This window comes from Streptomyces sp. NPDC001002, assembly GCF_053599215.1.
Genome location: NZ_JBSFLV010000001.1, coordinates 68,886 through 82,376 on the forward strand (window position 1 = coordinate 68,886; position 13,491 = coordinate 82,376).

A 13,491-nucleotide genomic window follows, 5' to 3' on the forward strand; every position below is an offset into this window, starting at 1 on the left:
GGGGACGGGACGGTCGCGCACACCTTCGGCATGCGTCGGCGCCGAGGCCCAGTGGGCTCGTCGGCGCCGTGCGACGTTGTCCAGAGAAACAGGCTTGGAGGGCGTCCGCAATGACCCCTTTTACTAGTTGTGGTCGAATCGAGCGGAATGGGTGCTGGTGTGACCTGGCTCTCAAAGCGCAGGTCAGAAGGCGTTCTGGCATGCCCATGGCGTCCGTTATGCCCTACGAGGGAACATAGTTGGTGATGTGGGTCATGTGGGGTGGTTCACCGCTCAACCGGCCTCGAATGTGACCGCGGTCTCGAACGCGGCCCGCCGGGTGGCTCTGCGTAGCGCCTTGAGCACGGCCGGGCCGACGGCGAGCGTGAGGACGACGGTGACCACCGCCCGCCCCAGGTCCCAGCCCAGCGAGGTGGCCACGCAGTACGCGACGAAACGCGCCAGGTTGGCCGGGACCGCGGCCTGCGGATCGAAACTGATGCCCGAGGCGAGCGCGCCCATGAAGGGCCACCCCGCCAGATTCATGATCGTGCCGTAGGCGAACGCGGCCAGGAAGCCGTAGCAGGCGAGCAGCGCCAGCTCGGTACGCCCTCGCAGGCGGTCGGGCCCCGGCAGCAGCCCGGCGCCCATCGTGAACCACCCCATCGCCAGCATCTGGAACGGCAGCCACGGTCCCACCCCGCCCGTGAGCAGCGCCGACGCGAACATGGTGACCGAGCCGAGCGTGAACCCGAAGCCGGGCCCCAGCACCCGCCCGCTCAACACCATCAGGAAGAACATCGGCTCAAGCCCGGCGGTCCCGGCCCCGATCGGCCGCAGCGCGGCCCCGGTAGCAGCCAGCACCCCCAACATCGCCACAGCCTTCGGCCCGAGCCCGGACTCCGAGATCGTCGCCGCCACGACCCCGACCAACAGCACCAGCAACCCCGCGAACAGCCACGGCGCGTCCTGCGCATGCGCCCCCACCTGCGACCCGGGCGGCGCGAGAAAGGGCCACCCGAACCCGACGACACCGACGGCACTGACGAGGAGGAGTGCGGCGACGGAACGCGGCCCGAGCCGGACGGCCCGGGTCACGTCAGTGCCTCCCGCACCTGCGTGACCGTGAGCCATTGCTGCGGGGCCAGGATCTTGGTGACCTGCGGGGCGAAGGACGGTGAGGACACGACCACCTCGGTCGTCGGGCCGTCGGCGATCACCTCGCCCTCGGCCAACAGGACGACCCGTTGGGCGAGTTCGGCCGCCAGCTCCACATCGTGCGTGGCGAGGACGATCGCGTGCCCCTCGGCGGCGAGCGACCGCAACAGCCGTACGAGCCGCTCCTTGGCCGCGTAGTCAAGACCCCGCGTCGGCTCGTCGAGCAGGAGCAGCGGCGGGCGCGCGGTCAGCACGACGGCCAGCGCGAGCGTGAGCCGCTGGCCCTCGGAGAGGTCGCGGGGGTGGATGTCGTCGGCGACACCGGGCAGGAGGTCCGACAGCAGCGCACGGCAGGTGCCGGGCTCGGCGCCCGCGTCCCGGTCGGCCGCCCCGCACTCGGCGGCGACCGTGTCGGCGTACAGCAGATCGCGCGGCTCCTGCGGGACCAGACCCACCTTGCGTACGAGGTCCCGGGGGCGGGTGCGGTGCGGGGTGAGGCCACCGACGCGCACTGTCCCGCCGCTCGGCTCGATCAGCCCGACGAGCGCCCCGAGGAGCGTCGACTTCCCGGCGCCGTTGCGTCCCATCAGGGCGACGGTCTCGCCGGGGGAGACGGTGAGGTCCACGTGCCGGAGCGCCTGGACGCGGGCACGGCGGACGGCGAGGGCGTGAACTTCCGCGATGGGGGAGGGAGTTGAGGAGGTGGCGAGGGCCGGGGTGGGCGGCACCTCGTGGCCCGCCAACCGCTCCCGCAGGGCGCCAGCCCGCCTTCGCGCATCCCTGACCGACAACGGCAACGGCGACCAGCCGGCCAGTCGCCCCAGCCCCACCACCGGCGGGTACACCGGCGATACGGCCATCATCTCGGCCGGTGTGCCGATCAGCGGGGCGGCGCCGGAGGCGGGCAGGACGGCGACCTGGTCGGCGTACTGGACGACCCGTTCCAGCCGGTGTTCCGCCAGCAGGACCGTCGTGCCGAGGTCGTGGACGAGGCGTTGGAGCACTGCGAGGACCTCCTCCGCGGCGGCCGGGTCGAGGGCCGAAGTCGGTTCGTCGAGGACCAGGACGCGGGGGTGCGGGGTGAGCACCGAGCCGATGGCGACGCGCTGTTGCTGTCCGCCGGAGAGCGTGGCGATGGCGCGGTCACGGAGGTCGGCGAGCCCGAGCAGGTCGAGCGTCTCCTCGACCCGGCGGCGCATGACGTCCGGCGCAAGCCCCAACGACTCCATCCCGTAGGCGAGTTCGTCCTCGACGGTGTCCGTCACGAAATGGGAGAGCGGGTCCTGGCCCACCGTGCCCACGACGTCGGCGAGTTCACGCGGCTTGTGCGTACGGGTGTCCCGGCCCGCGACGGTGACGCGACCGCGCAGGGTGCCGCCGGTGAAGTGCGGGACCAGGCCGCAGACCGAGTTGAGGATCGTCGACTTGCCGGTGCCCGACGGGCCGACGAGCAGGACGAGTTCACCCTCGGGGACCTCGAAGTCCACGCCCCGCACGGCGGGTTCGGCGGCTCCGTCGTAGGTCACGGAGACATCCTCGAAGCGGATCACGACGGCTCCTTGGAGACGGGGGCGGGGGCGGGGGTGGGTGCGATGAACGCGGGCAGCAGGCCGAGGAGTACGGCCGCGGCCGGCCACAGGGGGAGGGCGGGCGCGACCAGCGGCACGACTCCGGGATGCAGCGCCTCCGGATCGGCGCTCGCGGCGAGGGCGAGCAGCGCGGCGACGGCCGCCCCGGAACCGGCGACCAGCCAGGCGCGCACACCCCAGCGGTCGGGGCGATAGCGGGTACGGATGCTGCGCCGACCTCCGAGCCGCAGCCCGCCGAGCGCCGCCACGAGCCCCGCGAGCAGCAACGGCAGCCCGTACGTGCCCCCTTCGGCGGTGAGCAGCCCGTACGTTCCCGCGCAGACGCCGAGCAGCCCGCCGAGGGTGAGGGCGGCGGTCGTACGGCGGACCGGGGCGGGGACATCGGCGGTGCGGCCGTACCCGCGGGCGTCCATCGCGGCGGCGAGGGAGACGGAACGCTCCAACGCGCCCTCCAGGACCGGGAGTCCGACCTGGAGCAGGCCGCGGACGCCCTTGTCCGGACGGCCCCGCAACCGGCGTGCGGCGCGCAGGCGTTGGACGTCGGCGATGAGGTTCGGCGCGAAGGTGAGGGCGACGACCACCGCCACGCCGATCTCGTACAGGGCGCCCGGCAGGGACTTGAGCAGCCGGGCCGGGTTGGCGAGGGCGTTCGCCGCACCCACGCAGATCAGCAGGGTGGCCAGCTTCAGACCGTCGTACAGCGCGAAGACGAGCGCCTCCGCGGTGACCTCGCCGCCGAGCCGGATGCCCTGCGCCCAGTGCGGGAGCGGGACTTCGGGGAGCGTGACGAGCACGTGCGTGCCGGGGATGGGGGAGCCGAGGGCGACCGCGAAGAACAGGCGGATGAGGAGAACGGCGAGCGCGAGCTTGACGAAGGCCGCATAGGAGCGCGCCCAGGGGGTGTCGGGGCGGCAGGTGGCCACGACGTACGCGGAGACCGCGACGAGCAGCGCGAGGAGGAGCGGGTTGGTGGTGCGGGTGGCGGCGGTGCCGAGGCCCAGCGACCACAACCACCAGGCGCCGGGGTGGAGTTGGGGTCCGTGACCGGCGGCCGTGCGTGTGCCCAGGCGCGGTGTGCGGAGGCGTGGTGCGTGGAGGCGTGGTGCGCGCACGTCAGCCATGCCTGCGTCGCCGTGCCTGCCACACCGCTGCCGCCCCCAGCAGGGCGACGGCCCCGGCACCGGCCCACAACCCGACCGAGGGCCCGCCGTCGTCGTCCTTCGGCGCCTTCTTCCGCACCTCGGTGGTCGGCTGCTTCCCGGCGGACACCTGCTCCCCGCAGCCCGTCCGCGGATACCCCGCGATCGCGCAGAGCAGCGCGCCGGTGTCGTACCGCAGGGGCTTCGCGACCGAGGCGAGCGCCTGCGCCGTCGTCGCGTCGGACGCCACCCGCGCACAGGCCGTACGGCGGGCCGGCGGGGTCTCGCCCGACGGGGCGTCCGCCGCCGTACCGAAGTCGATGACGAGCGCGACCCGCTTCTCGCCGTCCTTGGCGGGCGTCCGCGCGCAGATGACGGAGAAGACGGCCGGTCCGCGCGGCCGCGCCGAGTCCGAGGAGTCCTCGCTGACCGAGAACCGGAAGCCCTGGACGTCTCCGTCGGACGGGCGGGCGGTGGAGGGGCCCTGGGTGGCGTAGGCCCAGGTGTCGCCGGTGCGGTCCCAGAAGGACCAGTAGCGGTAGCCGGCGGCCTGGGCGGGGACGGCCTGGCCGATGCCGGCGGCCAGGGCGACGAGGAGGAGGACGGCGAGGCGCAGGGCGTGCCGGGCGCGGGTCACGGCTGCTGCCGCCGTCGGCCGCGGAACATCAGCGCGGCGCCGATGAGGGCGCCGATCAGGAGGCCGCCGCCGATCGCCCAGACGGCCGTCGGGGTGCCGTCGTCCCCGTCCGCCGACTTGGTGGTGGGCGTGGCGCTGTCGGTGGCCTTCGCGTCGGACGCCTTCTTCGGCGTCGGGCCGGTCGCGCCGAGCTGGTCGACCAGGTTCTGCCCGCCGAAGTCCCGGGGATCGGCGCCCGCGTCGGTGGCGGCGAGGATCAGCTGCGCGTACGCGGCCGGTCCTGCCTGCGCCGCCCACTTCGCGGAGTTCGCCTCCAGCCAGCGCACGGCGGGCTTCGCCTGGTCGGTGAGGCCGGCCGAGGTGAGGGCGACGACCGCGTCGGCGGTGTTGCCGTAGTCGGGCTGGTCCTCGGCGCCGGGCAGGGCGGAGGTCAGGTGACCGTCCTTGGCGAGGGCCTTGGCGAGATAACCGGCGCCGTTCAGCGCGGCCCGCTCGGGGTCGGAGGTCTTCGCGCAGGCGGAGGGGGTCTGGGCGCCGGCGGTGTCCTTGCCGGAGGAGCCGGTGAGGGGCTGACCCAGCCCACCCAGGACCGCCGCCGCGGTCGCGTCCGCGTTGGCGGTGAGTGCGCCCTTCTTGTCCGGCTGGTAGGCGAAGGCGCCCGCGTCGGCGCCGGTGCAGGGCAGGGCGAGCGCGAGCAGGGCGTCGTAAGGGGACTTGCCGGAACTGCTGGAGGTGGCGGAGCTGCTGGAGGTGGCGGAGGCGGCACCCTTCCGGATGTCCTGCGGCTTCAGCCCGGCCTTGGCGAACGCGCCGATGACGACGGACGTCGAGTTCGCGTCGCTGGGCCCGCCCGCCGCGTACCCCCAGCCGCCGTCCTTGTTCTGCACGGACCGCAGCCAGGCCAGCGCCTTGTCGGTCGCGCTGTCGTGGCCGCCCAGTGCCGCGAGCGCCTGTACGGCGACGGCGGTGCTGTTGGTGTCGGCCGCGCAGGGCTTACCGGCGTCCGCGCGGAAGGCGCCGAAGGCGCCGTTCGCGCACTGCTGCCCGGCCAGCCAGGTCACCGCCTTGTCGGCCGGGACCACGCCCACGGCGTCCTGCGCGATCAGGGCGAGCGACTGGCGCCAGACGCCGTCGTACGTCGGGTCGGCGGCGCCGTAGAGCCCGGCGGGGATCGCCACGGACGGCGAGGGCGAGGGCGTCGCGGCGAGGGCGGGGGTCGCGGAGCCGATGACCGCTGAGCCGATGACTGTGGTGGCGGCGGCCAGGGCCGCGACGGTGCGGCGGACGGCGTTCATGATCGGCGGATGCCTCTTCCTGCGGGAGCCGGGCAGGCGCACGGGACACCCCGGGCGGCTCGGCTCCGTATGCCTCGACGGTGCCGTGCGCCGACGGGTTGCCGACACACCTGAGCCGGTCACGATCCGCACGGGGCGATCCGGCTCACCGGCCCTCAGGGGCCGGCACACGGTTGCGGGTCAGCGCCGGAATTGCACCGGCTTCCCCCCGTACGGGTGATGACGACCGGCCCACTGTACCCGCCCGTAGCAAGCACCCTTGGAGCCGCCTGTGGGCCTGTGCGCTCGGCTCAGACGGCCACGTACGTCACCGGCTCGGTCCCCGGCACCGCCTCCGCGCGCCCCAGCTTTACGAGCCGCCGCAGGTGCGCCTCGGCCTCCGAGACCGCGATGTTCCTTGATCCGTACGGGATTTGGGCCCAGGGCCGGTTCCACTCCATGCGCTCGGCGACCTGCCAGGGGGTGAGCGGCTCGACGAGGAGGGCGCGCAGCCCGGTGAGCCGCTCCTCGTGGTGGTCGAGCAACTCCCGTACGCGGCCGGGGCCGTCGGTGAAGGTGTACTGGTGGGCGGGGAGCACCTCGGCGGGGGCGAGACGGCCGATGCGTTCGAGGGAGTCGAGGTAGTCGCCGAGCGGGTCGGTGATCGTGCCGTCGTCGGGATCCTCGTACAGGCCGATGTGCGGGGTGATCTCCGGGAGCAGGTGATCGCCGGAGAACAGGCGTCCGTGGCCGGGGAGTTGGGCCGGGTGAGCCTCCTCCAGATGGAGACACACATGCCCCGGCGTATGCCCCGGGGTCCAGATCGCGCGCAGCCGCCGACCGGGGAGATCGAGGAGTTCACCGGGGACGATCTCGCGGTCGGGCAGCGCGGGGGCGAAGCCCGGCAGGGTGCTGCGCGGAGCGGCGTTGCGCAGGGGAGCCACGTGCTCCTCCGGGGCGCCGACGGTGATCAGCTTGTTGGTCATGTACGAGAACCAGCGCCCCGGCCGGGTCTCCCGAGTCCGCCGCACGATCGCGGTGTCCGCCGCGTGCATCGCGATCCAACTCCCGGACGCCTCCCGCACCTTGCCCGAAAGACCGTGATGATCGGGGTGGTGGTGGGTGACCACCACGCCATGGATCTCGCCCACGGACGTACCGCACCCGGCCAGCCCCTCGGCGAGCGTGTCCCAGGAGGCGGGGTCGTCCCAGCCGGTGTCGATCAGGACCGGGCCGCGGTCGGTGTCGACGACATAGACGAGGGTGTGGCCGAGGGGGTTGTCCGGGATGGGGACCTTGATCGACCGTACGCCCCCGCCGTGATCGGCCGTCTCCGCCATGGGTTCCCCTATCGCCGCGTCCCGGCCACTATAACTAGAACGAGTTTCGATGGGAGCCCGAGTCATCCGTCCGTCCCGTTCCGTGGACTCCTCCGAGTGGAACTGGTATCAGTTCCACTGAGTGCGTATCTGATGGATCGTCAGAGACTCAATGAATCGTCAGAGACTCAGTGGAGCCTCAGGGGCGAGGATCCGGGGAGGCGGTCGGCCATGGCCGAGCTCGTGGAACACGGACAGCTGTTCATCGGCGGGGAGTTGACCGACCCCCTCGGCAAGGACGTCATCGAGGTCGTCTCGCCGCACACCGAGGAGGTCATCGGACGGGTGCCGCACGCCTCGCCGGCGGACGTGGACCGGGCGGTCGCGGCGGCCCGGACCGCGTTCGACCAGGGGCCCTGGCCGCGGATGACCCTCGACGAACGGATCGAGGTGGTCGGCCGCATCAAGGACGCGATCGCCGTACGGCACGAGGAGATCGCGCGCGTGATCTCGTCCGAGAACGGGTCGCCGTACTCCTGGAGCATCCTGGCGCAGGCGCTCGGCGCGATGATGGTCTGGGACTCGGCGATCACGGTCGCGCGGAACTTCACGTACGAGGAGTACCGCGACGGCGTGCTCGGCAAGATCCTGGTCCGCCGGGAGCCGGTGGGCGTGGTCGCGGCGATCGTCCCCTGGAACGTCCCGCAGTTCGTGGCCGCCGCCAAGCTCGCGCCCGCGCTGCTGACCGGCTGCACGGTCATCCTCAAGCCGTCGCCCGAATCGCCCCTGGACGCCTATCTGTTGGGCGAGATCGCGAAGGAGGCGGGCCTGCCGGAGGGCGTGCTGTCGATCCTGCCCGCCGACCGTGAGGTCAGCGAGTACCTGGTCGGACACCCCGGCATCGACAAGGTCTCCTTCACGGGTTCGGTCCCGGCCGGCAAGCGCGTGATGGAGGTCGCCGCGCGCCATCTCACGCGCGTGACACTGGAGTTGGGCGGCAAGTCGGCGGCGGTCGTGCTGCCCGACGCGGACATCACGACGTCCGTCCCCGGCATCGTCTCGGCCGCCTGGATGAACAACGGCCAGGCCTGCGTGGCCCAGACCCGCATCCTCGTACCCCGCTCGCGCTACGACGAGTTCGCGGACGCGTTCGCCGCGGCGGCGAGTGCGCTGGTGGTGGGCGACCCGCTGGACCCGGCGACCCAGGTGGGCCCACTGGTGGCGCGGAGGCAGCAGCAGCGCAACCTCGACTACATCCGGATAGGCCAGGAGGAGGGCGCGAAGATCCTCACCGGCGGCGGCCGTCCCCCCGGGCTCGACCGCGGCTGGTACGTCGAGCCGACCCTCTTCGGAGACGTCGACAACTCCATGCGGATCGCCCGCGAGGAGATCTTCGGCCCGGTCATCTGCCTGCTCCCGTACGGCGACGAGACCGAGGCGGTGAAGATCGCGAACGACTCCGACTACGGCCTCTCCGGCAGCGTCTGGACGGCCGACGTGGCCCACGGCATCGACATCGCCCGCCAGGTCCGTACCGGCACCTACTCCGTCAACACCTTCAGCCTCGACATGCTCGGCCCCTTCGGCGGCTACAAGTCCTCCGGCCTGGGACGGGAGTTCGGTCCCGAGGGCTACGGCGAATTCCTCGAACACAAGATGATCCACCTGCCGGCCGGCTGGGAGGCATGAGCGGTATGGGCGACCGCTGGGAGGTAGAGGTCGACCGCTCCATCTGCATCGGCTCGGCCCAGTGCGTCCACCGCGCCACGGGTGCCTTCCACCTCGACTCCGCCATGCAGTCCCACCCGGTGGAGCGGGAGACCGACGCGAACGAACTCATCCTGGAGGCGGCGGAGAGCTGTCCGGTGGAGGCGATCGTGATCACGTTGCTGGGGAGTGGGGAGCCGGTATTTCCGCCTGAGGAGTAGGAGTTGGGCCGCGCCATATCTGCTCGATCTCCTCGAACTGTTCGGCGTACGCGTCCTTCGGGAGGGCGGCGCGGAGTGGAGGGAGGTCCGAGGGACGGAGGAGGCCGAAGGCGGTGGCGGGGAGGGCTGCGAGGAGTGGTGGGGTGTGGGCCCTGAGCCATTCCTTGAGGTCCAGTTCGGCGGCCAGGCGGAGGGTGTCGATGATGGCCGAAGGGTTGGTCGAGGCCAGCTCGGAGAGGTCGAGATCTGCGAGGAGGTCGTTGAGGAGGAGGCCTGCGGCAACGCCGCGGAGGGAGCAGGCCCATTTCCAGGTGTGGGTGGAGCGGGACAGGTGGAGGAGAGGGAGCAAACTGTTGGGGTTGTAGAAAACCACCGCCTTGAACTGCTCGGAATCCCCTCGCTCCAGAGCGACGCGCAGGCATTGCGACAACAGGTGGGTGAGTGAGTCGGTGTAACTCCCTGCTTCCCCGACCGCGGAGGCAAGCTTGATCACGACGTTCGTGAGTGCCCTGTCGGGCAACGCAGGTGCGTCATGGACGAGTTGCCGCAGGACGATCTCCAGGTATGCGGCGTGTTCTTGACTGATGAGGAGACGCGTGGCTGTGTTCGCGCACTTCTCGTACAGCTCCGACAAGTGCGCGGCGTCGCGCCAGTCCGCAGCGAGCAGCACGGCGAGCGCATTGTCCATCTTCAGAGTGTTGGGCAGTCGATCCAGAAGCGGACGGTAGGCGTTCACGAGGTGATCGGTGTCGGGGTCGCCCGCGAACATGATTCGCCTGATCAGAGCGGGGGTGGACGATGAAGAACGCGGCAGTATCGTCTGCACGCCGATCCGCGGATCCGGCCCATGCCTGTGGTGCAGACTGAGCGTCGACGTGAACTCCTCCCAGGACGCCGCCGAGAACTGCGCCTCCCAACTGGTCGCGTGCCGCCGCCACTCCGCCTGGAAGCCCTCGCTCCCGAAGAGCTGTGAGCCGCGTACCTCCACCGCCGCCAGCACCGCGACCAGCAGAAGGTTCGCCTCGTACACCGCGTCGCGATGCGTCCTGGTCAGTCGACTCGGTGCGTAGGCGATATGCGTACGGGACCCGGGGTCCCACGCAGCCTCCCGGAAGTGCTCGATGAGCCTGTGGGCAAGGGTGTTCCGCTCCTCGTCCGACGGCCAGGACGCCAGCCTGTCCCGCAGGTTCCGTACCAGCTGCGCCCGGTCGGTGAGCGGGGTGAAGGACAACAGGGCGTACAACTCCCCGTCGTCCTCGCCCAGTCGGCGCAGCGCGCGGTCGATCAGTCGGGCCACCAGATGCTCGCCGAACGTGGCGTGCATGAACTCGTAGCTGCGCAGCCGCTGTTCCGTGACGACGGCCTGTGACTCGTGGACGAAGAAGAACCGTCCGAAGAGCAGGTCGGACGTGCAGGGCTCCCGGTCCAGCGCCCGCAGACCGTCGTCCGCCTGTTCTCCGCTGATGGCCTGCGCACCGCGGTGGAACATGCCGAGGGCGATCACGGACAGCCGGTGCAGCTCGCGCTCGATCGCGGCCTCCGCCTCGGCCGGTGGCAGCGAACCGTTCTTCTGGACGACCTGACGGCGGACGAACTCCGTGAGCAACCGGTCGTACAACTGCGTCCGGCTGATGTCCTCCTCGCGCAGTCGGTGCAGGGCGTTGCCGACTGTGTCGTACAGCGCGAGCATGAGCAACAGGAGGGGCTGCGCGGCGAGTTCACCGTGCGGCAGGACGACCTCCGGGGTGAGGGGACGCAGGCGGTGCCCCTCCAAGTAGCCGGCGTTGGTGGTGTTCCACACGGTCAGCCAGCGCTCGATCTCCGGCACCGCGAACGGTTCGAGGCGCAGTACCTGGCTCCCGCGCGGGATCTCCGCGCGGTCGGCCACCACCGTGCGGCTGGTCACGATCACGATCAACGGGCGGCCCAGTCGCGCCTCTTGGCGCTGGAACTCCTCCAGGGCGCTCAGGTAGGTCCACTGCTGTACGGAGTCCAGCCGCTGGGCGCCCGCCTGGAGCAGTTCGTCGAAGCCGTCGAGCAGGACCACCGGGATCGCCCCGGGCCGTGACTCGGACCAGTCCGGCCAGTCCTGCCTGCGTCGGGTGTCCTGCCGGATCGCGTGTTCCAGCTGGGTCTGCAGATCCGCGTCCGCAGGGGTGTGCCGCAGTTCCACGCGGAGCGGGTGGAACTCGCGTGCCGGGAGCCGGGCCTTGAGGAGCTTCGTCAGCAGCGACTTGCCGGCGCCCGGGTGGCCGAGGATCACAAGGGGCGCGAGCAGCGCGGGGAGGCTCAGCAGGTGGCCGGTGAGAAAGGATTCGAGGGTGTCGTAGGTCGGTTGTTCCTCCCACCACTTGTCCGAGGCAACGTGCCGTTCGGTGCCGTCGACGACGAGGGCGGGCGCGAGGCGGAAGCGTGGGTTGATGTAACCCGAGGCCAGACTGGGCAGTTGGGGGCCGGGGGCGCCGAGCGAGGCGATGGGGGCGCGCAGTTCGGCGTACCGGGCCGCGCTGTGCTCCTGCGGACCGGCGAACTCCGTGAGCAGCGCCGCGAGTCCGGAGAGCCCGATCCCGTCCGCGGCGCCCGCAGCTCCGGGCAGGACGGTCCCGGGCAGGGCGTTCGTCAGGGCGAACTCGGGGCAGTTGGCGGTCAGTCGGGCGATCAGGCGTGCACAGTGGCGGTAGAGCCCCATCAGCCTGGGGCCGGTGCCAGGTCCCGGGCCCTGGGGTACCCGTACCGATTCGGCGCCGGGTTCGAGTCCCGATGCCGCCGGGGTCGACAAGGCGCGGACCTGGAGCGCGAGGCCCTTGGACCCGCACCTGCCGAGCGCCACCATGAGCACGGTCTGGGCGGCGTGCAGCAGGGCGGCCCGCGCGAGGCCCCGCGCCGCCCGTACTCGCTCGGGGAAACCGGCCAGCAGGTCGTCCAGGACGCGGGAGTCGTCGTCCGGCTCGTGTCCCGCGTTGGCCAGCAACTCGCCGCCCACGTACATCAGTTCCCGGCGGCCGTCGGCCAGGAGGTACACCGCCTGCTCGACACCCATGTCGAGGTGGGCCGCCGCGTCGATCGCGTACGCGGCGCCGGCGTCGACGTCCGGGTAGGAGGCCTGGGCCGGGGGAGCGGGCGTCGGTGGCCGTGGCCCCTGCCTCCGCCCCGACTCCCGCGCTGCCTCCAGCGTCCGCACCAGCTCCTCGTATCGCCCCCGCCACCACTCCACGTCCCACCGCATGCCCACGGGCGGACGGTCTCCGCGACCCCCTGGCCCGTACCGTTCGGCGCACAGGCGCAGGATCGCTCGTACCGCGTCGAAGTCCGGTTCGGTCCGGCGCCGCCCGTTGAGCAGGTCCGAGGTCCAGCTCGGGGTCCGGCCGAGTTCCGCGGCGATCGTCGCCTGCGGCAGACCGCACGCGCGCACGAGGCGGCGGAGTTCGGCACAGAAGTCCGCGAGGGGTCCGTCGGCTTCCGCCGGTGTTGCGACCAACTCCCGGTCCCTTCGGTCTCGTTCGCCGGAACACTCCGAAGGGTAGGGCCTGACCTGCGCCTCACGCCGGGAGTTCGGGGCTGTTCGGGATGTGGTCCCGAGGGGTCCCGGCCGGGAGAACCTCGTCCCGCAACCAGTCGGCCGTCGCCCCGGAGGAAACGTGATGACGTTCCCGTCGCTTCAACTGCCCCTGTTCCCCGCCCTGTTTGCGGTGTTCGTCTTCGCCGCGGTCTACGTCGGTGTCGTGCTGCCCGCCGTGTGGTCCCGCAAGTCGACACGACGGAGTGCGGCGCTCAAGGTGCTGGTCCAGCTCCTTGGCGCCGTGCGTCGAGGGAGGGGACGTTAGGGCGTGTGCGGAGCCTCGGGGTGCGGGATCCGCGTGCGAGACTTCGCCTCGACTGTGTGTGATCTGTGAGGCGGGAGAGTCATGCGAGGGGTGGGGACCGTGCTGTCCGCGGCCGTGACGGTTGTGGGGGTCGTGGCGCTGGCGGGGTGTGGGGGCGGTGGCGGTGGTTCGGCCGAGCCGACGGAGAGCAAGGTGTCCGTGGCGGGCGCGGACGAGCGGACGGTGACCGTCTCCGCCGTGCAGGGGGACGTCCGGGCCGCCGTGGCGGCCGGGGGATTCGGGCGGCCGGCCTTCGCCGACGAGCGGTCGGCGACGATGCGGCGGCATCCGTGTCAGGTGGCCGCGCGGGTGCGCACCCACACCGCGCCGGACCGGAAGGCCGTCGAGCGGGTCGTCGCCGAGCTGAAGGACCGTGGCTGGACGGCTGACGAACCTTTCGCGGACGAAAGCGGGATCGGCTGGGGGCTGGACCGAGACGACTGGACGCTGAGTGTCGAGGCCGGCGAGACGTACTCGCAGGAGATGTGGGCGGCCCTTCCGCCCGAAGAGGCGGACATGGACGGTGAGTTCAACTGGGTGGTGATCTTTGGATTCGGCGGGGACTGCGGGCTCGGCACGGTCACGCCGACACCCTGACCCCCGCC

The 13,491-nt window shown here is 71.8% G+C and carries 11 protein-coding genes; 4 read left to right on the forward strand and 7 right to left on the reverse strand.

Annotated elements, in window-relative coordinates:
- Positions 1-273: 273 nt before the first annotated feature.
- The 6 genes from ACWDR3_RS00360 to ACWDR3_RS00385 form a co-directional block, all read right to left on the reverse strand.
- Positions 274-1,113, reverse strand: coding sequence for an ECF transporter S component (locus ACWDR3_RS00360; RefSeq protein ID WP_450349546.1), 840 nt, complete (start codon positions 1,111-1,113; stop codon positions 274-276).
- The gene (locus ACWDR3_RS00365) at positions 1,074-2,687 is read right to left on the reverse strand and encodes an ABC transporter ATP-binding protein (RefSeq protein WP_450349548.1); all 1,614 of its coding nucleotides are present in this window, start codon (positions 2,685-2,687) and stop codon (positions 1,074-1,076) included. Before ACWDR3_RS00365 ends, ACWDR3_RS00360 begins: the two co-directional genes overlap by 40 nt.
- On the reverse strand, positions 2,684-3,847 hold the full coding sequence (locus tag ACWDR3_RS00370; RefSeq protein ID WP_450349550.1) for an energy-coupling factor transporter transmembrane component T: 1,164 nt from the start codon (positions 3,845-3,847) through the stop codon (positions 2,684-2,686). Before ACWDR3_RS00370 ends, ACWDR3_RS00365 begins: the two co-directional genes overlap by 4 nt.
- A complete protein-coding gene (locus tag ACWDR3_RS00375) occupies positions 3,840-4,502 on the reverse strand; it encodes an SCO2322 family protein (protein WP_450349552.1) in 663 nt (220 codons plus the stop codon). Before ACWDR3_RS00375 ends, ACWDR3_RS00370 begins: the two co-directional genes overlap by 8 nt.
- Positions 4,499-5,797, reverse strand: a complete 1,299-nt coding sequence (locus ACWDR3_RS00380; protein WP_450349553.1) for a prenyltransferase/squalene oxidase repeat-containing protein — start codon at positions 5,795-5,797, stop codon at positions 4,499-4,501. Before ACWDR3_RS00380 ends, ACWDR3_RS00375 begins: the two co-directional genes overlap by 4 nt.
- Before the next feature lie 290 nt (positions 5,798-6,087).
- Positions 6,088-7,116 carry an MBL fold metallo-hydrolase gene (locus ACWDR3_RS00385; RefSeq protein ID WP_450349554.1) on the reverse strand — a complete coding sequence of 343 codons (1,029 nt, stop codon included), beginning with the start codon at positions 7,114-7,116 and terminating at the stop codon, positions 6,088-6,090.
- A 210-nt stretch (positions 7,117-7,326) separates the two neighbouring features.
- Here ACWDR3_RS00385 and ACWDR3_RS00390 point away from each other — a divergent pair, with 210 nt between their 5' ends.
- Positions 7,327-8,784, forward strand: coding sequence for an aldehyde dehydrogenase (locus ACWDR3_RS00390; RefSeq protein ID WP_450349555.1), 1,458 nt, complete (start codon positions 7,327-7,329; stop codon positions 8,782-8,784).
- A 5-nt stretch (positions 8,785-8,789) separates the two neighbouring features.
- Positions 8,790-9,023 carry a ferredoxin gene (locus ACWDR3_RS00395; RefSeq protein ID WP_450349798.1) on the forward strand — a complete coding sequence of 78 codons (234 nt, stop codon included), beginning with the start codon at positions 8,790-8,792 and terminating at the stop codon, positions 9,021-9,023.
- Here ACWDR3_RS00395 and ACWDR3_RS00400 read toward each other — a convergent pair.
- On the reverse strand, positions 8,977-12,501 hold the full coding sequence (locus ACWDR3_RS00400) for a helix-turn-helix domain-containing protein (protein ID WP_450349557.1): 3,525 nt from the start codon (positions 12,499-12,501) through the stop codon (positions 8,977-8,979). The genes ACWDR3_RS00395 and ACWDR3_RS00400 overlap by 47 nt on opposite strands.
- Before the next feature lie 163 nt (positions 12,502-12,664).
- Between ACWDR3_RS00400 and ACWDR3_RS00405 the strand changes: the two genes are divergently transcribed.
- Together ACWDR3_RS00405 and ACWDR3_RS00410 are read left to right on the forward strand one after the other, a co-directional pair.
- Positions 12,665-12,847: a hypothetical protein gene (locus tag ACWDR3_RS00405; protein WP_450349559.1), complete on the forward strand. Its 183-nt coding sequence runs from the start codon at positions 12,665-12,667 to the stop codon at positions 12,845-12,847.
- Between the two features lie 81 nt (positions 12,848-12,928).
- Positions 12,929-13,483, forward strand: a complete 555-nt coding sequence (locus ACWDR3_RS00410; RefSeq protein ID WP_450349561.1) for a hypothetical protein — start codon at positions 12,929-12,931, stop codon at positions 13,481-13,483.
- Positions 13,484-13,491 lie beyond the last annotated feature (8 nt).